Source organism: Rhodospira trueperi (assembly GCF_900101965.1).
GTDB lineage: Bacteria > Pseudomonadota > Alphaproteobacteria > Rhodospirillales > Rhodospirillaceae > Rhodospira > Rhodospira trueperi.
Genome location: NZ_FNAP01000001.1, coordinates 88,144 through 106,455 on the forward strand (window position 1 = coordinate 88,144; position 18,312 = coordinate 106,455).

The 18,312-nt window shown below is 65.7% G+C and carries 11 protein-coding genes and 3 tRNA genes; 13 read left to right on the plus strand and 1 reads right to left on the minus strand.

The features are described 5' to 3' along the window. Positions 1 to 423 precede the first annotated feature (423 nt). Positions 424 to 1,701, plus strand: a complete 1,278-nt coding sequence (locus BLS85_RS00395) for an MFS transporter (protein ID WP_092780473.1) — start codon at positions 424 to 426, stop codon at positions 1,699 to 1,701. A 168-nt stretch (positions 1,702 to 1,869) separates the two neighbouring features. On the opposite strand, the gene BLS85_RS00400 is transcribed toward BLS85_RS00395, so the two are convergent. Further along, the gene (locus tag BLS85_RS00400; protein ID WP_092780476.1) at positions 1,870 to 3,486 is read right to left on the minus strand and encodes a peptide chain release factor 3; all 1,617 of its coding nucleotides are present in this window, start codon (positions 3,484 to 3,486) and stop codon (positions 1,870 to 1,872) included. Positions 3,487 to 3,693: 207 nt separating this feature from the next. On the opposite strand from BLS85_RS00400, the gene BLS85_RS00405 reads away from it, so the two are divergent. The 12 genes from BLS85_RS00405 (at position 3,694) to rpoC (ending at position 17,981) form a co-directional block, all read left to right on the plus strand. Further along, positions 3,694 to 3,779 (plus strand) — tRNA-Tyr (locus BLS85_RS00405). A gap of 36 nt (positions 3,780 to 3,815) precedes the next feature. Then, positions 3,816 to 3,889: transfer RNA gene (locus BLS85_RS00410), tRNA-Gly, on the plus strand. Between the two features lie 165 nt (positions 3,890 to 4,054). Continuing rightward, positions 4,055 to 5,245, plus strand: a complete 1,191-nt coding sequence (gene tuf, locus BLS85_RS00415; RefSeq protein WP_092782021.1) for an elongation factor Tu — start codon at positions 4,055 to 4,057, stop codon at positions 5,243 to 5,245. Between the two features lie 280 nt (positions 5,246 to 5,525). Then, positions 5,526 to 5,601: transfer RNA gene (locus tag BLS85_RS00420), tRNA-Trp, on the plus strand. A 150-nt stretch (positions 5,602 to 5,751) separates the two neighbouring features. Beyond that, entirely contained in the window at positions 5,752 to 5,949 is a 198-nt protein-coding gene (gene secE, locus BLS85_RS00425) for a preprotein translocase subunit SecE (protein WP_092782024.1), read from the plus strand. Positions 5,950 to 5,955: 6 nt separating this feature from the next. Then, positions 5,956 to 6,486, plus strand: coding sequence for a transcription termination/antitermination protein NusG (gene nusG / locus BLS85_RS00430; RefSeq protein ID WP_092780480.1), 531 nt, complete (start codon positions 5,956 to 5,958; stop codon positions 6,484 to 6,486). A 135-nt stretch (positions 6,487 to 6,621) separates the two neighbouring features. Further along, entirely contained in the window at positions 6,622 to 7,050 is a 429-nt protein-coding gene (rplK, locus tag BLS85_RS00435; RefSeq protein WP_092780483.1) for a 50S ribosomal protein L11, read from the plus strand. A 6-nt stretch (positions 7,051 to 7,056) separates the two neighbouring features. Further along, positions 7,057 to 7,758 carry a 50S ribosomal protein L1 gene (gene rplA / locus BLS85_RS00440; RefSeq protein ID WP_092780486.1) on the plus strand — a complete coding sequence of 234 codons (702 nt, stop codon included), beginning with the start codon at positions 7,057 to 7,059 and terminating at the stop codon, positions 7,756 to 7,758. 483 nt (positions 7,759 to 8,241) lie between these two features. Beyond that, positions 8,242 to 8,763, plus strand: a complete 522-nt coding sequence (gene rplJ, locus BLS85_RS00445) for a 50S ribosomal protein L10 (RefSeq protein WP_092780489.1) — start codon at positions 8,242 to 8,244, stop codon at positions 8,761 to 8,763. A 57-nt stretch (positions 8,764 to 8,820) separates the two neighbouring features. Next, a complete protein-coding gene (rplL, locus tag BLS85_RS00450; protein ID WP_092780492.1) occupies positions 8,821 to 9,204 on the plus strand; it encodes a 50S ribosomal protein L7/L12 in 384 nt (127 codons plus the stop codon). Positions 9,205 to 9,437: 233 nt separating this feature from the next. Beyond that, positions 9,438 to 13,619, plus strand: a complete 4,182-nt coding sequence (gene rpoB / locus BLS85_RS00455) for a DNA-directed RNA polymerase subunit beta (RefSeq protein WP_092780495.1) — start codon at positions 9,438 to 9,440, stop codon at positions 13,617 to 13,619. 135 nt (positions 13,620 to 13,754) lie between these two features. Then, a complete protein-coding gene (rpoC, locus tag BLS85_RS00460; RefSeq protein WP_092780498.1) occupies positions 13,755 to 17,981 on the plus strand; it encodes a DNA-directed RNA polymerase subunit beta' in 4,227 nt (1,408 codons plus the stop codon). The last annotated feature ends 331 nt before the right edge of the window (positions 17,982 to 18,312 follow it).

Sequence of the window (18,312 nt, forward strand, 5' to 3'; positions counted from 1 at the left end):
AAGGAACGTCACGGCCGTTCGAGGGCAAGAATTAAGGGCCGGGGCCATGCATGGTGGTCGGACGCATTTCCCCCCGGACGCGTCAACAACCCAATCCACTGTCCCAGCATCCGACCGCCGGACGAGAACGAATCTTCTGTACCCCGAGTTTAATTCAATTTGCTCCCAACCAGTGTATAAGCGCATTCCGGGGCCGGATCGACCCCAAAAAAAGCGGGGAGCGCTCAAAATCGGAGCCTGTCAGGCCGTCAATGTCTGTCTGCCCGCCGGGAATTGCAGGCTCCCCTTGGAAAACCGGGCCAGTGTACCACTTTGATCCGGTGTTGGTCGCGGAACGGACTGATGCGAGGCTGCGGCGCTGGCTCGCCCTCTTGCGGCCTGACAGACGGCAAGGGCGAACCCGACGGCGGGAAAGGGGGGCTGATGTTTCAGGTCCTGGCCGGAGTCTGGGCTCTTCTGCTCGGTGTCGTGCTCATCATGCTGGGCAACGGCATGCATTTCACCCTGATCGGCCTGCGCGGCGGGATCGAGGGGTTCTCGGCCGCCGAACTGGCCATCGTCACATCAGGCTATTTCATCGGGTTCCTGTCGGGCGCGCGTCTGAGCCCTTCGCTGATTCGGCGGGTCGGGCACGTGCGTGTGTTCGCGGCGCTGGGCAGCTTCATGTCGGCCGGGCTGATCGCGTTTACGCTGCTGACCGAGCCGTGGGCCTGGACGGTCTTGCGGATCCTGGTGGGGTTCTGCATGTCGGGCATCTATGTCACCGCCGAAAGCTGGCTGAACAACGCCGCCACCAACGAGACCCGCGGCAAGGTGCTGTCGGCCTACATGATCGCGCAGACGCTGGGGATCATCGGGGCGCAGGGGCTGTTGACGCTGGGGGACGCGGGGACCGCCTCGCTGTTCATCGGGGCGTCGATCCTGGTGTCGATCTCGTTCGCGCCGATCCTTCTGACCGTCGCCCGGGTTCCGGCGGTTGAGGTCGCGCGGCCGATGTCCCTGCACAAGCTGTATTCCGGCTCGCCGCTCGGCACCGTGGGCATTTTCCTGCTGGGCAGCGTCTACGCCACACAATCTGGCATGGGCGCGGTGTTCGGCACCCAGATCGGGCTGTCGGCGGATCGGATCGCGCTGTTCGTGGCCATGCTGTTCGCCGGCGCGCTGGTGCTGCAATACCCCATCGGATGGCTGTCGGACCGCATGGACCGGCGCACGCTGATCTTCGGCGCGGCCGTCATGGGCGCGGCATCCTGCGCCCTGGGATGGATCAACGTCGGCGGCTTGTGGCCGGTGATGGCGGCCGCCTTCCTGGCCGGCGGGGTGACGACGCCGCTGTATGCCCTGTTGCTGGCCTACACCAACGATTTTCTGCCGACAGAGGACATGCCGGCCGCGTCCGGCGGGCTGGTGTTCACCTTTGGACTGGGCGCCATCGCCGGACCTCTGCTGACCGGTTGGGCGATGCAGGGGCTGGGGCCGTTCGCGTTCTGGCTGGTGTTGGGTGGGACGTTCGCCGCGCTGGCGCTGTATGCGCTCTATCGCATGACGCAACGCGCGACCCCGTCGGTGGACGAGACGGAGAGTTATCTGGGCGTGTTGCCCACCGCCTCGCCCGTGGCCGTCGAGGCGGCGGGCACCTGGGCCGTCGAACAGGCCGAAGCCAACCGGGAGGAGCCGGAGGAGGCGGCGCCGTCATCGTAGGGCGGATCGGCCCGCGACGCCGGCCAATCCGCCGTGTTCGAGGGTTCGTCCATGGCGGGTTGCGCCTTCGGCGCGAACCCGCCATGGACGAACTACGGGCTACGGGCTCACGCCCGCCCGAGATCCCTCCGCCCCTGCGGGGCGTTCGGGATGACACGGGAACCCGTCCTACACCGCCGGTTCGCGGGTGTTGCGGAAGCGCAGCTTGGGGTGTTCCTCGGCGGCCTTGTCCAGATGCCAGGCGTTGCGGGCCATGAACACCGGGGCGCCGTCGTGGTCTTCGGCGACCGCCGATTGGTTGGCGTCCAGGAAGGCCTTGACGGTTCTCGGATCGTCGCCCTCCACCCAGCGAACGGCATAGACGGGCGTGGGTTCGAAGATGACCGGCACGTCATATTCGGTGCGGATGCGGTCGGCCATGACGTCGAATTGCAGCGCGCCGACGACGCCGACGATCCAGTCGGCGCCCAGCATGGGCTTGAAGACGCTGGCAACACCTTCTTCGGCCAACTGTTGCAGCGCTTTGCCCAGGTGCTTGCTCTTCAGCGGGTCCTTGGGCCGGGCCTTCTGCAGCATCTCCGGGGCGAAGGCGGGAATGCCGGTGAAGCGCAGCGCCTCGCCCTCGGTCAGGGCGTCGCCGATGCGCAGGTTGCCGTGGTTGGGCACGCCGATGATGTCGCCGGCGTGGGCCTCTTCCGCCACCTCGCGGTCCTGGGCCAGGAACAGCACCGGGTTGTGCATGACCATGGCCTTGCCGGTGCGCACGTGAGTTAGCTTCATGCCGCGCTTGAAGTGGCCCGAGCACAGCCGCACGAAGGCGATGCGGTCGCGGTGCTTCGGGTCCATGTTCGCCTGGATCTTGAACACGAAGCCGGAGACCTTGGCTTCGTCCGGCGCCACGGCGCGGTCGGCGGTGGGCTGCGGGCGTGGCGGCGGGGCGAGGGCGGCCAGCCCCTCCAGCAATTCACGCACCCCGAAAGTGTTGATGGCCGAGCCGAAGAACACCGGCGTCATGTGGCCTTCCCGGTAGGCCTGGAGCGAGAAGTCGGGGCACAGGCCGCGCGCCATCTCGACCTCCTCGCGCAGGGTATCGGCGGCGCCCACGGGCAGCAGGGCGTCCAGCTTGGGATCGTCCAGGCCGGAGCAGGATTCGCCCTCGTGTGGCAGACCGCCCTTGCTGCCCTTCTCCAGCAGCACCAGCCGGTCCCGGAAAAGGTCGTAGCAGCCCTTGAAGGCCTTGCCCATGCCGATGGGCCAGCTCGCCGGGGTCACGTCCAGGGCCAGGGCCTGTTCGATCTCGTCGAGAATGTCGAAGGGGTCGCGGCTTTCCCGGTCCAGCTTGTTGACGAAGGTGACGATGGGCACGTCGCGCAGGCGGCAGACCTCGAACAGCTTGCGGGTCTGCTCCTCGATGCCCTTGGCGGCGTCGATCACCATCACCGCCGAATCCACGGCGGTCAGCGTGCGGTAGGTGTCCTCGCTGAAGTCCTCGTGGCCCGGGGTGTCGAGCAGGTTGAAGACGCAACTGCCATACTCGAAGGTCATGACCGAAGAGGCCACCGAGATGCCGCGCTCGCGCTCCACCTTCATCCAGTCGGAATGCGCCCGCCGGGCCTCGCCGCGCGCCTTGACCGCGCCGGCCATCTGGATGGCGCCGCCGAACAGCAAGAGCTTTTCCGTCAGCGTGGTCTTACCGGCGTCCGGGTGGCTGATGATGGCGAAGGTGCGCCGCCGCGCGATGGTGTCGTCGGCGGGCGCCGCGTCGATCGGGGCGGCGGACTGCATGAAACTCGTTCCGGTCGGTGTTGGAAAACGGGGCGGGACTGTGCGCCGTCCGCCGGCCGAACGCGAGTCCTTTTTCGCCCCCGTTTCGGGCGTGGTCGCGAGCATCCGCCCACCCAAGCCGTCACGGCGCGCGGCCAAGATCGTCATTGACATGAGAGAGCAAATTCCCATAGTGCGGGGTCTCCGCGCGGGCCGGACGTTTCCCGTGGAGGGGTGGTCGAGTGGTTAAAGGCACCGGACTGTAAATCCGGCGGGGTAACCCTACGTTGGTTCGAATCCAACCCCCTCCACCATTGACCGTCCAGCCCGGCCGCGGGGCCTTTCGGGGCGCGGGTGTAGCTCAATGGTAGAGCCCCAGCCTTCCAAGCTGGTTGTGTGGGTTCGATTCCCATCACCCGCTCCAACCCGACGATCCTGACTGGCCATGAGGCGGAGGCGTCCGTCTCGTGGCCATTGCCGCGTGGCGGTGTCGGCGCGGTGCGTCATTAAACGCGCCGCGATTTGGAATGTGACGATGGCGATCGGCCCGAGCGACGTCTTGCGCCGGACTCAAAAGGACGGAAAGACCATGGCGAAGGAAAAGTTTGACCGCAGCAAGCCGCACTGCAACGTGGGGACGATCGGGCACGTTGACCACGGCAAGACGACCCTGACGGCGGCGATCACGAAGGTTCTGGCGGAGACGGGCGGTGCCACGTTTTCGGCGTACGACATGATCGACAAGGCGCCGGAGGAGAAGGCGCGCGGGATCACGATCTCGACGGCGCACGTTGAGTACACGACGGAGAACCGTCATTACGCGCACGTGGATTGCCCGGGTCACGCTGACTATGTGAAGAACATGATCACGGGCGCGGCGCAGATGGACGGTGCCATTCTGGTTGTGTCGGCGGCGGACGGCCCGATGCCGCAGACGCGGGAGCACATTCTGCTGGCGCGTCAGGTGGGTGTTCCGGCGCTTGTGGTGTACATGAACAAGGTCGATCAGGTTGACGACGAGGAGCTGCTGGAGCTTGTCGAGCTTGAGGTTCGCGAGCTTCTGTCCTCGTACGACTTCCCGGGCGACGATATCCCCATCGTCAAGGGCTCGGCGCTGGCGGCGCTGGAGGACGGCGACGCGAAGATCGGCAAGGAGTCGATCATCGAGCTGATGAAGGCGGTGGACAGCTACATTCCGCAGCCGGAGCGTCCGAAGGACCAGCCGTTCCTGATGCCGATTGAGGACGTGTTCTCGATTTCGGGTCGCGGCACGGTGGTGACGGGCCGCGTGGAGCGGGGCCTGATCAAGGTTGGCGAGGAAGTTGAGATTGTCGGCCTGAAGGACACGGTCAAGACGGTGTGCACGGGTGTTGAGATGTTCCGCAAGCTGCTCGACCAGGGCGAGGCGGGCGACAACATCGGGGCGCTGCTGCGCGGCACGAAGCGTGATGATGTGGAGCGCGGCCAGGTTCTGGCGAAGCCGGGGACGATCACGCCGCACACCAAGTTCAAGTGCGAGTGCTACATCCTGAACAAGGACGAGGGCGGCCGTCACACGCCGTTTTTCTCGAACTACCGTCCGCAGTTCTACTTCCGGACCACGGATGTGACCGGAACGATCGAACTGCCGGAGGGCACGGAGATGGTGATGCCGGGCGACAACATCGCCATGGTGGTCAACCTGATCGCGCCGATTGCGATGGACGAGGGCCTGCGCTTCGCCATTCGCGAGGGCGGCCGCACCGTCGGCGCCGGCGTGGTGGCCAACATCATCGAGTAGCATGATATTCGCGGCCCGACCGGAAGAAAGGGCTTGATCCGGCCGGCCCGGGCCGCTAAACCATGCGGCTCCGCCTGACACGTCAGGCGGAGCCGTCATCCGCCGCGGCTCGCTATGGCCCGGCCTCCAGGCACCGAAACCCGAGTCCTCTCTCCCCAGGGATGAGAGGGTGGGTCCGCGTCCGGGGGCTGGTGACCGTGGTCGCGGACGGGGGCGCCGCGGGGTAGCTCGGGCAGGCATTGACAGCCGCCGTCGGGTGACCCCCGAAGCATGGCCCTGGAGGGGTGTAGCTCAACTGGTAGAGCACCGGTCTCCAAAACCGGGGGTTGCGGGTTCAAGTCCTGCCGCCCCTGCCATGGCCATTCAGATGCAACGGGTCGGCGCCCGGATGGTCGGGAGGCCGGAAACGGGTCTCGATACAGAGCGAGGCCGGCGCGGCCGGCGGGGTGTTTTGCTCCGGGTGGTGGTGGCCGGCGGGGCCGGAAACGGGCGAGTTCGACGATCACATGGCAAAGACAAATCCGGGCCAGTTCGTTAGGCAGGTTCGCCAGGAACTGGCGAAGGTCACTTGGCCTTCGCGCAAGGAAACGGGCATTTCAACGCTGATGGTTTTCCTGATGGTGTTTCTGGCCGCGATCTTTTTCTTCGTGGTGGATCAGGTGTTGGCCTGGGGTGTCCAGCTTATTTTCGGCCTGGGAGGGTAAGCAGGCATGGATGCCCGCTGGTATGTGATTCACGTCTATTCCGGATTCGAGAACAAAGTCGCTCAGTCGATCCGTGAGCAGGCGGCCCAGAAGGGCATGGAAGACCTGTTCGAGGAGGTCCTGGTGCCGACCGAGGAGGTCGTCGAGGTCCGGCGCGGCGCCAAGGTCAATGCCGAACGGAAATTCTTCCCGGGTTACGTGTTGGTCAAGATGGAGTTGACCGACGAGAGTTGGCATCTGGTGACGAACACCGCGAAGGTGACCGGCTTTCTGGGGGGGCGCGGCCGGCCCGCGCCGATTTCCGAGCGGGAAGTCGCGCATATCCTGCATCAGGTGCAGGAAGGGATCGAACGGCCGAAGCCGTCGATCACGTTCCAGATCGGCGAGCAGGTGCGCGTGGCCGACGGGCCGTTCGCCTCGTTCAACGGTCTGGTCGAGGACGTGGACGACGAGCGGGCGCGTCTGAAGGTGTCGGTGTCGATTTTCGGTCGATCCACACCGGTGGAACTGGAGTTCTCGCAGGTCGAGAAGCTCTGACGGACAGTCGGTTTTCGGCGCGCGGGCCCGTGGGCGGCGCGCCGGTTTCGCGTGGAAGGATGCCCCGGAAGACCGCGGGGGCCGCACCACGCCCCTTGGAACCCGCTTCGGCGGGGCACACATGCCGAGGATATCATGGCGAAAAAGATCGTTGGATACATCAAGCTCCAGATTCCGGCCGGGGGCGCCAAGCCGTCTCCGCCCGTGGGTCCGGCGTTGGGCCAGCGCGGCCTGAACATCATGGAATTCTGCAAGGCCTTTAACGCGGCCACGCAGAACATGGAACCGGGCATGCCGATTCCCGTGGTCATCACGGCCTACGGTGATCGGTCCTTTTCCTTCATCACCAAGACCCCGCCGGTGTCCTACTTCCTGAAGAAGGCGGCCGGCGTGCAGAAGGGTACCCAGACGCCGGGGCGCGGCACCGTGGGGTCGGTCACCATCGACCAGGTGCGTGAGATCGCCCAGCAGAAGATGCCGGACCTGAATTGTCCGACTGTCGAGGCGGCGATGGAAATGGTGAAGGGCTCGGCCTCGTCCATGGGCCTGAGCGTGGAGGAGTAAGGGACCATGGCGAATAAGGGCAAGCGGCTTCGTGCCGCCTATGAGGGCGTGGATCCCACTTCGGCGCTGGATCTTGCCGAGGCCGTGAAGGCCATCAAGGCGCGCGCGACGGCCAAATTCGACGAGACCGTCGAGGTGGCCATGAATCTTGGTGTTGATCCGCGTCACGCCGATCAGATGGTGCGCGGCGTGGTTTCGCTGCCGCACGGCACCGGCAAGACCGTGCGCGTCGCCGTGTTTGCCAAGGGCGACAAGGCCGAGGAGGCGAAGGCCGCCGGGGCCGATGTGGTCGGTGCCGAGGATCTGATGCAGGAGGTGCAGGCCGGCACCATCAACTTCGACCGCTGCATCGCCACGCCGGATATGATGGGCGTGGTGGGGCGTCTGGGTAAGATCCTGGGTCCGCGCGGTCTGATGCCGAACCCGAAGCTGGGCACGGTGACGCCGAACGTCACCGAGGCCATCACGGCGGCCAAGGCCGGTCAGGTGCAGTTCCGTGTGGAGAAAGCCGGCATCGTTCACGGCGGCGTGGGGCGCGTCAGCTTCAGCGACGAGCAGTTGGCCGAGAACATTCACGCCTTCGTGGATGCCATCATCAAGGCCAAGCCGTCGGGGGCCAAGGGCACCTACGTCAAGAAGATTTCGCTGAGTTCGACGATGGGCCCGGGTCTGCGGGTCAACATCGCGTCGGTCGCGACGCCGGTCTAGGGCGACGCGGCCGGGATCGAGAGGAGGTGCCGGGCCGGGGCGGGAGTGCTCCGGGGCGGCGCAAGGTTCGGGCCGCACGCCTCTGATGGGGCGGGGCGGTTCGATAACGGAGCGGCGGCGGTTTCGACGGCCCGCCGTTCCAGCCTGTCCGAGACCGTGGGTGGTCCCGGGCCCGTTCTCGGGTCGTGGGGCCTTGAAGGGACGATGTCTCGCCCGCGCAGACGGGAAGTGCAGAGTGTTCGACCGTCCAGGCGCCGTGTCGCGGCTCCTTGGCGGAACGGCTTGAACTTTCCGAGGGCAGGTCCCGTGATCCCGCGACGGGCGGGACCCGGCCCCGGGTATCGTCGGGCGGCGCGCCACAAGGCGGCGGCCGGGCGAGGGGATGGGGTTCCTCCGGCGCGGACGCGTGGACAACCGCGTCCGCCGAGACGGCGTCGGCATTCTGGCCGGGTCGGATCGCGGACCCAGTGAGCGGAGACGGATGTGAACCGAGACGACAAAAAGGATCTCGTGGCCCGCATGCACACCGAGTTCGGGGAGTCCACCGTCTGCATCGTCACCCACTATCAGGGGTTGACGGTTGCGCAGATGGAGGCGCTTCGCGGCAAGGTGCGTGAGGTCGGGGCGCGATTCCGCGTCACCAAGAACCGGCTCACCCGACTCGCCCTGGAAGGCACGGAGTTTGAGGGACTGAGCGACCTGTTCACCGGCCCGACGGCGATTGCCACGTCGGCGGATCCGGTGGCGGCCGCCAAGGCCTGCGCGGATTTCGCCAAGACCAACGACAAGCTGGTCATCCTTGGCGGGGCCATGCAGGGGCGGGTGCTGGATGCCGACGGTGTCCAGGCGCTGGCCAAGATGCCGTCCCTTGATGAGCTTCGCGGCAAGCTGGTCGGCCTGCTGACCACGCCCGCGCAGAGGGTGGCGAGCGTCACCCAGGCGCCGGCCGGTCAACTGGCCCGCGTGCTCAACGCCTATGCCGAATCCCAGGGCGAGGCGGCGTGATCGCCGCTGTCCCAGATTTCCGATCGTTCAAGTCGATCCGACAAGGAGCAGAGTATCATGGCTGATCTTGAAAAGCTGGTGGAAGACCTGTCCGCCCTGACCGTCCTGGAAGCTGCCGAGCTGTCCAAGATGCTGGAAGAGAAGTGGGGCGTGTCGGCCGCCGCGCCGGTCGCGGTGGCCGGTGTCGCCGCGGGTGGCGGCGGCGAGGCCGCGCCGGCCGAGGAGGAAAAGACCGAGTTCGACGTCATCCTGGCGTCGGCCGGCGACAAGAAGATCAACGTCATCAAGGAGGTCCGGGCCATCACCGGTCTGGGCCTGAAGGAAGCCAAGGAACTGGTCGAGGGTGCTCCCAAGCCGGTGAAGGAAGGCGTGCCCAAGGACGAGGCCGAGGAGTTGAAGAAGAAGCTGGAAGAGGCCGGTGCTTCCGTCGAGGTGAAGTAATCACCGCGCGGGAATACGGTTTCAGCAGAGGACCCTTGGGCCGGGGGGACGGCGAAAGTCCCCCCGGCTTTCGGGCGTTTGAGATGCCGTGGTCCGGTGGGGGCGCCGGACACATGGCCAGAATGACGCCGAAATGGCGCGGTAGATTGGGTCCGGTCGGGGGCAACCGGGGCCGGGATTGGGCGGATGTCCAGCGGGACAGCAGGCGGCAGGACAGCAGGTAAGGAGCGGCAATGACCAAGTCGTTGACAAGTCGGAGGCGGGTCCGCAAGGACTTCGGGCGCATTTCCACCGTGGCCCCGATGCCCAATCTGATCGAGGTGCAGAAGAGCAGCTACGATCAGTTCCTCCAGGTCGGCTTGACGGCCGCGGAACGAAGCGACAGCGGACTTCAGGAGGTCCTGAAGTCGGTCTTCCCGATCCGGGACTTCGCCGGTAAGGGCGAACTGGAGTTCGTCGGCTACGACCTGGAGCCGCCGAAGTACGATGTCGACGAATGCCAGCAGCGCGGCATGACCTTCGCCGCGCCGCTCAAGGTGACTCTGCGTCTGCTGGTCTGGGACGTGGATGAGGAGACGGGCGCCCGCTCCATCCGGGACATCAAGGAGCAGGACGTCTACATGGGCGACATGCCCCTGATGACGTCGAACGGCACCTTCATCATCAACGGCACCGAGCGCGTCATCGTCTCGCAGATGCACCGCTCGCCCGGCGTGTTCTTCGATCATGACAAGGGCAAGACGCACTCGTCCGGCAAGTTCCTGTTTGCTGCCCGCGTCATCCCCTACCGGGGCTCCTGGCTGGACTTCGAGTTCGACGCCAAGGACCTTGTCTATGTGCGCATCGACCGGCGCCGCAAGCTGCCGGTGACGACGCTGCTGTACGCGCTGGAGGGCGGCGCCACCGAGGCGCTGCGCGCTGAGCGCGCGGCTCAGGGTCGATCCGTGGACCTGCTGGAGGTCCAGGGCATGACCCAGGAGGAAATCCTCAACTACTACTATGACACGCTGACGTTCGCGCGCGACGAAAAGGGCTGGAAGATTCCGTTCGAGCCGGACCGCATGCGCGGCGTCAAGCTGATGCACGACCTGGTCGATGCCGATACCGGCGAGGTCAAGATGGAGGCCGGCGCCAAGGTCACGCCGCGCTCGGCCCGCAAGCTGGTCGAAGAGGGCATGACCAGCCAGCGCGTGTTCGCCGAGGAACTGGTGGGCCGTTACGCCGCCGAGGACATGATCAACGAGGAGACCGGCGAGGTCTTCGCCGAGGCTGGCGACGAACTGACCGAGGACATGCTGGCCGAGATGGAAAAGGCCGGCGTGACCGAGTTGAAGGTGCTGCACATCGACCATGTGAACGTCGGGCCGTACCTGCGCAACACGCTCGCGGTGGACAAGAACAGCTCGCGTGAAGAGGCGCTGATCGACATCTACCGTGTCATGCGCCCGGGCGAGCCGCCGACCCTGGAAACCGCCGACGCGCTGTTCAAGGGCCTGTTCTTCGATTCCGAGCGCTACGATCTGTCGGCGGTCGGCCGCGTGAAGATGAACGCGCGCCTGGGCTTCACCAACGAGGACGTGCCCGATCATGTGCGCGTGCTGCGCAAGGACGACATCCTGTCCATCATCAAGCTGCTGGTGGAGATGAAGGACGGTCGGGGCGAGGTGGACGATATCGACCACCTGGGCAACCGCCGCGTGCGCTCCGTCGGTGAGTTGATGGAGAACCAGTACCGGGTCGGCCTGCTGCGCATGGAACGCGCCATCCGCGAGCGCATGAGCGCCCTGGACATCGACACCGTCATGCCGCACGACCTGATCAACGCCAAGCCGGCGGCGGCGGCGGTGCGCGAATTCTTCGGCTCCTCGCAGCTTTCGCAGTTCATGGACCAGACCAACCCGCTGTCCGAGGTGACGCACAAGCGCCGCCTGTCGGCGCTGGGTCCGGGCGGCCTGACGCGCGAACGCGCGGGCTTCGAGGTGCGCGACGTGCACCCCACGCATTACGGCCGCATCTGCCCCATTGAGACGCCGGAAGGCCCGAACATCGGCCTCATCAACAGTCTGGCGACCTTCGCCCGGGTGAACCAGTACGGCTTTATCGAAAGCCCGTACCGCCGGGTCGCGGACAGTCAGGTGACCGACGAGGTCATCTATATGTCGGCGATGGAGGAGGGCCGCCACACCGTCGCCCAGGCCAACGCGGAGCTGGACGAGAACGGCCGCTTTGCCACCGATCTGGTCAGCGCTCGGCACGCCGGCGATTACGAGATGGTGGACCCGTCCAAGGTCGATCTGATCGACGTCTCGCCGAAGCAGCTTGTCTCCGTGGCCGCCGCGCTGATCCCGTTCCTGGAGAACGACGACGCCAACCGCGCGCTTATGGGCTCGAACATGCAGCGTCAGGCGGTGCCCCTGGTGCGCGCCGAGGCGCCGTTCGTCGGCACCGGCATGGAAAGCGCGGTCGCGCGCGATTCCGGCGCCACCATCGTGGCGCGGCGGACCGGCCGCGTGCAGCAGGTGGACGCCACCCGCATTGTTGTTCGCGCCACCCAGGAAACCGACGCCACCGCGTCCGGTGTGGATATCTACCGCCTGCGCAAGTTCCAGCGCTCCAACCAGAACACCTGCATCAACCAACGTCCCCTCGTGAAGGTCGGCGATGTGGTGGTTAAGGGCGACATCATCGCCGACGGTCCTTCCACCGACCTTGGCGAGTTGGCGCTGGGCCGAAACGTGCTGGTCGCGTTCATGCCCTGGAACGGCTACAACTTCGAGGACTCCATCCTGATTTCCGAGCGCATCGTGCGCGATGACGTCTTCACCTCGATCCACATCGAGGAGTTCGAGGTCATGGCCCGCGACACCAAGCTGGGGCAGGAGGAGATCACGCGCGACATCCCCAACGTGGGCGAGGAAGCGCTGAAGAACATGGACGAGGCCGGCATCGTCTACATCGGCGCCGAGGTCCAGGCCGGCGACATCCTGGTCGGCAAGGTCACGCCGAAGGGCGAAAGCCCGATGACGCCGGAAGAGAAGCTGCTGCGCGCCATCTTCGGCGAAAAGGCCTCCGACGTGCGCGATACCTCGCTGCGGGTGCCGCCGGGGGTGACGGGTACGGTCGTGGAGGTGCGCGTCTTCAACCGCCGCGGCGTCGAGAAGGACGAGCGCGCCCTGGCCATCGAGCGCTCGGAAATCGAACGCCTTGCCAAGGACCGCGACGACGAAAAGGCCATTCTGGAGGGCAGCTTCTCCGCTCAGCTCAAGGAGGTTCTGCTCGGCAAGACGGTCGTGTCGGGGCCCAAGGGCATGAAGACGGGGGGCGAGGTCACCGAGGACCTGCTGGCGGAGTTCACCTCCGGACAGTGGCGTCAGATCGCCGTCGACGACGAGGCCGCCATGGCCGAGGTCGAGGCGCGCAAGAAGACCTACGAGGAGAATATCGAGCGCATCCACGCCCGCTTCGACGACAAGGTGGAGAAGCTCCAGCGCGGTGATGAACTGCCCCCGGGCGTGCTGAAGATGGTCAAGGTCTTCGTTGCCGTGAAGCGCAAGCTGCAACCCGGCGACAAGATGGCCGGCCGCCACGGCAACAAGGGTGTGATTTCCAAGATCAACCCGATGGAGGACATGCCCTACCTGGAGGATGGCACACCGGTCGATATTGTGCTCAATCCGCTGGGTGTGCCCTCGCGCATGAACGTCGGTCAGATTCTGGAGACTCACCTTGGCTGGGCCTGCCGCGGTCTGGGCCAGCAGGTCAACGAGATGCTGGAGGCGGTGCGTCACGGGTCCGGCGAGGTCGAGGCCATCCGGGATCGCCTTAAGGTCATCTATGGCGACAAGGACTATCAGGAGTCCATCGCCGACCTGGAGGAACCCGATCTGCTGGAGATGGCCGACAACCTTCGCAACGGGGTGCCCATCGCCACGCCGGTCTTCGACGGCGCGCGCGAGCCGGACATCGTTGACATGCTGGACAAGGCTGGCCTGGATGCGTCCGGGCAGGTGACCCTGTGCGACGGGCGCACCGGCGAGGCGTTTGATCGTTCGGTCACGGTGGGCTACATCTACATGTTGAAGCTGCATCACCTGGTGGACGACAAGATTCACGCGCGGTCCATCGGTCCGTACTCCCTGGTGACCCAACAGCCGCTGGGCGGCAAGGCGCAGTTCGGCGGCCAGCGCTTCGGCGAGATGGAGGTTTGGGCGCTGGAGGCCTACGGCGCCGCCTACACCCTCCAGGAAATGCTGACGGTGAAGTCGGACGACGTGGCGGGCCGGACCAAGGTCTACGAAGCCATCGTGCGCGGCGATGACGCCTTCGAGGCCGGCATCCCTGAATCCTTCAATGTGCTGGTGAAGGAAATGCGCTCGCTGGGCCTGGACGTCGAAATGAACCAGTCCGGCCTCTAGGGCTGTCGGCGGGGTTCCGCGCCGCCACCGCCGCCGTCTGACGGCTGGGGGGGGTGGCGGGCGCGCCGTCCGCACCCGATATGATTTGGGCGGCCCGGGATCCGGGCGCCCCCGCGAACCGGCGGAGAGTGTCTCATGAACGAGTTGATGAAAATTTTCGGTCAGGTCCAGGGCGCGCAGTCCTTTGACCAGATCAAGATTTCGATTGCGAGCCCCGAAAAAATATCGTCGTGGTCTTTCGGCGAGATCAAGAAACCTGAGACCATTAACTATCGTACGTTCAAACCGGAACGCGATGGGCTGTTCTGCGCCCGCATCTTCGGTCCCATCAAGGATTATGAGTGCCTGTGCGGCAAGTACAAGCGCATGAAGTATCGCGGCATCATCTGCGAGAAGTGTGGCGTTGAGGTCACGCTCTCCAAAGTTCGCCGCGAGCGCATGGGCCACATCCAGTTGGCCGCGCCGGTTGCCCACATCTGGTTCCTGAAGTCTCTGCCCAGCCGAATCGGCCTGCTGGTCGACATGACGCTGAAGGATCTGGAGCGGGTCCTGTACTTCGAGAACTACGTCGTCATCGAACCCGGCATGACCCCGCTGAAGCAGAACGAACTGCTCAGCGAGGAGGCCTATCAGCGCGCCGTGGACGAATACGGCGAGGACGGCTTCCACGCCGGCATCGGCGCCGAGGCGCTGAAAGAGATGCTGTCGGCCATCGACCTTGAGGCGCTGCGCGATGACATGCGCTTCGAGTTGAAGGAGACCAACTCCGAGGCCAAGCGCAAGAAGCTGGTCAAGCGCCTCAAACTGGTCGAGGCGTTCATGGAATCCGACACCCGTCCGGAATGGATGATCCTGGACGTGGTGCCGGTGATTCCGCCGGAACTGCGTCCGCTGGTGCCGCTGGACGGCGGGCGCTTCGCCACCTCCGACCTGAACGACCTGTACCGCCGCGTCATCAACCGTAACAACCGCCTGAAGCGGCTGATCGAGTTGCGCGCGCCGGACATCATCATCCGCAACGAAAAGCGGATGTTGCAGGAATCGGTGGACGCGCTGTTCGACAACGGCCGGCGTGGCCGCGCCATCACGGGGGCGAACAAGCGCCCGCTGAAGTCGCTGTCCGACATGCTGAAAGGCAAGCAGGGCCGCTTCCGTCAGAACCTGCTCGGCAAGCGCGTGGACTACTCGGGCCGCTCGGTGATCGTGGTCGGCCCGGAGTTGAAACTCCATCAATGCGGTCTTCCAAAGAAAATGGCGCTGGAGCTGTTCAAGCCCTTCGTCTACTCCAAGCTCGAACTGTACGGCTACGCCACCACCATCAAGGCCGCCAAGCGCATGGTGGAGAAGGAGCGGCCCGAGGTCTGGGACATCCTGGAAGAGGTCATCCGCGAACACCCGGTCATGTTGAACCGTGCGCCGACGCTGCACCGCCTGGGCATCCAGGCGTTCGAACCGGTGCTGATCGAGGGCAAGGCGATCCAGCTTCACCCGCTGGTCTGCACCGCGTTCAACGCCGACTTCGACGGCGACCAGATGGCCGTGCACGTGCCGCTGTCGCTGGAAGCGCAGTTGGAAGCGCGCGTGCTGATGATGTCCACCAACAACATCCTCAGCCCGGCCAACGGCAAGCCCATCATCGTGCCGACCCAGGACATCGTTCTGGGCCTGTACTACCTGTCGATGGAGCGCGAGGACGAAAAAGGCGAGGGCATGGCCTTCACCAGTCTTCAGGAGGTAGAACACGCCCTCTATCACGGCCATGTGGCGCTGCACGCGCGCATCAAGTGCCGGATTGAGGCGGTGGACCACGACGGCGAGCACCGGTCGATGGTGGTGGAGACGACGCCCGGGCGGCTGCGCATCTATGAACTGTTGCCGCGCGACCGCAACGTGCCGTTCGCGACCATCAACCGCCTGCTGCGGAAGAAGGACCTTCAGGACGTCATCGACACGGTTTACCGCCACTGCGGCCAGAAGGAGACCGTGATCTTCTGCGACCGCATCATGACGCTGGGCTACGGGCAGGCGGCGCGCGCCGGCATTTCCTTCGGCAAGGACGATCTGGTCATCCCCGCCAGCAAGGAAGGCATGGTCGCCGAGACCGAGGCTCAGGTGAAGGAGTTCGAGCACCAGTACCTCGACGGCCTCATCACCCAGGGCGAAAAGTACAACAAGGTCATTGATGCGTGGGCGCACTGCACCGACCGCGTGGCCGAGGAGATGATGAAGGAGATCGCCAAGCTCGAACCGGGCAAGCCGATCAACTCCGTCTACATGATGGCCCATTCCGGGGCGCGTGGATCGCCCGCGCAGATGAAGCAGCTGGCCGGCATGCGTGGCCTGATGGCCAAGCCGGACGGCTCCATCATCGAAACGCCGATCGTGTCGAACTTCAAGGAAGGCCTGACCGTGCTGGAGTACTTCAACTCCACCCACGGTGCCCGTAAGGGCTTGGCCGACACGGCGCTGAAGACGGCCAACTCGGGCTATCTGACCCGACGTCTGGTGGATGTGGCGCAGGACGCCATCATCTGCGAGGACGACTGCGGCACGACCGAGGGCATCACCGTCAACCCGGTGGTGGACGGCGGCGAGATCATCGTGTCGTTGGGCGAGCGCGTGCTCGGCCGTACCACGGCCGAGGATGTGCTGGACAACAATGGTCAGTTGCTGTTGCCGCGCAACCACTTGGTCGGGGAAGCCGATGTCGAAAAGCTGGTCCAGGCCGGCGTCGAGCAGGTGCGGATCCGGTCGGTGCTGACCTGCGAGGCCGAACGCGGGATCTGTGCCGCCTGCTACGGCCGCGATCTGGCGCGCGGTACGCCGGTGAACATGGGCGAGTCCGTCGGCGTCATCGCGGCGCAGTCCATCGGCGAGCCGGGCACGCAGCTGACCATGCGGACGTTCCACATCGGTGGCGCGGCCCAGCGTGGCGCCGAACAGTCGAGCGTGGACGCGGCCTTTGACGCCATCGTGCGGATCGAGAACCGCCAGGTGGTGACCACCGAGGACGGGACCCTGGTCGTCATGGCCCGGAACCTGGAGGTCGTGCTGGCCGACGAACTCGGTCGCGAAAAGGCCCGCCACCGCATTCCGTACGGCGCGCGCCTGTTGGTGGACGACGGCCAGACCATCGAGAAGGGCACGCGGCTGGCGGAGTGGGATCCGTACACGCTGCCCATCGTCACCGAGAAGGAAGGCATCGCGCACTATGTCGATCTGATCGACAACGTCTCCATGCGCGAGGTCACAGACGAGGCCACCGGCATTTCGTCGCGGGTGGTTGTCGATTGGCGCTCGCAGCCGCGCTCCGGCGATCTGAAGCCGCGCATCACGCTTCGGGACGAAGCCGGCGAGTTGATGACATTGGAGAACGGCCTGGAGGCGCGTTACTTCATGTCGGTGGACGCCATCCTGTCGGTGGAACCGGGCCAGCGGGTCAAGGCCGGCGACGTGCTGGCGCGTATCCCGCGCGAAGGCTCCAAGACGCGCGACATCACCGGCGGTCTGCCGCGTGTGGCCGAACTGTTCGAGGCCCGCAAGCCCAAGGACCACGCCGTCATCGCCGAAATCGATGGCCGCGTCGAGTTCGGCAAGGACTACAAGTCCAAGCGGCGCATCGTCGTGGTGGCCGAGGACGGCACAGAGATGGAGTACCTGCTGCCCAAGGGCAAGCACGTGACCGTCCAGGAGGGCGACCAGGTCCGCAAGGGCGATCCGCTGATGGACGGCAATCCGGTGCCGCACGACATTCTGCGCGTGCTCGGGGTGGAGGCGCTGGCGGACTATCTCATCAAGGAGATCCAGGACGTCTACCGGCTCCAGGGCGTGAAGATCAACGACAAGCACATCGAGGTCATCATCCGCCAGATGCTGCAGAAGGTGGAGGTCCGCGAGCCGGGCGACACCACCTTCCTTGTCGGTGAATTGGTCGACCGCATGGAGTTCGCGAACGAGAACGACAAGACCATCAAGGACGGTGGCCGTCCGGCAGCGGCCGACCCGGTTCTGCAGGGCATCACCAAGGCTTCGCTGCAGACGCACTCGTTCATCTCGGCGGCCTCGTTCCAGGAGACCACCCGCGTGCTGACCGAGGCGGCGACCGCCGGCAAGAAGGATTGGCTGGTCGGTCTGAAGGAAAACGTCATCGTCGGTCGCCTGATCCCGGCCGGCACCGGGGCCCTGATGAACCAGTTCCGCCAGATTGCGGCGGACCGGGACAAGGTCATGGCGCCGGCGCTGGAACAGGACGAGATGGTCGGCGATGCGTTCGACTCCGGTGACACGGTGATTGCGCTGTCGCAGGAGGACGCGGCGGCGGGCGAGGGGACGGAGGCACCCCGGCCGGGCGGAGACGATTGACGCGCGCGACGCCTGGGCTTTGTCGGCGGTCGGACGGGGCGTGGTCGGTCGTCCCCCTTCCGGTCGCCGGGGTCTGTTTCCGACCCGGCCGGGAGCCGAGTCGGTGCCGACTCCAACCCTTGGTGGGGCTTTTGGGCGCTCTGTCCGGGGGCGTCCTGGATCGGTTGCGGCTGAACGGCGCGGCGTGGCCCGGGGATGGGCCGCCGGATCGGCCGTTCGGGGGCCTGTGTGGGTGCGGCGCGCAATTTTCCGCCATCGGGCTTGACGGGCATGGGGCGGATGCATAGTATGCGCGCTCCCGAGGCGCTGGCAGGCGGGGCGACCCCGCGCC

Coding starts and splice junctions, on each gene's coding strand:
- BLS85_RS00395 (WP_092780473.1), top strand. CDS start 424: ATGTTTCAGGTCCTGGCCGGAGTCTGGGCTCTTCTGCTCGGTGTCGTG.
- BLS85_RS00400 (WP_092780476.1), bottom strand. CDS start 3,486: ATGCAGTCCGCCGCCCCGATCGACGCGGCGCCCGCCGACGACACCATC.
- tuf (WP_092782021.1), top strand. CDS start 4,055: ATGGCGAAGGAAAAGTTTGACCGCAGCAAGCCGCACTGCAACGTGGGG.
- secE (WP_092782024.1), top strand. CDS start 5,752: ATGGCAAAGACAAATCCGGGCCAGTTCGTTAGGCAGGTTCGCCAGGAA.
- nusG (WP_092780480.1), top strand. CDS start 5,956: ATGGATGCCCGCTGGTATGTGATTCACGTCTATTCCGGATTCGAGAAC.
- rplK (WP_092780483.1), top strand. CDS start 6,622: ATGGCGAAAAAGATCGTTGGATACATCAAGCTCCAGATTCCGGCCGGG.
- rplA (WP_092780486.1), top strand. CDS start 7,057: ATGGCGAATAAGGGCAAGCGGCTTCGTGCCGCCTATGAGGGCGTGGAT.
- rplL (WP_092780492.1), top strand. CDS start 8,821: ATGGCTGATCTTGAAAAGCTGGTGGAAGACCTGTCCGCCCTGACCGTC.
- rpoB (WP_092780495.1), top strand. CDS start 9,438: ATGACCAAGTCGTTGACAAGTCGGAGGCGGGTCCGCAAGGACTTCGGG.
- rpoC (WP_092780498.1), top strand. CDS start 13,755: ATGAACGAGTTGATGAAAATTTTCGGTCAGGTCCAGGGCGCGCAGTCC.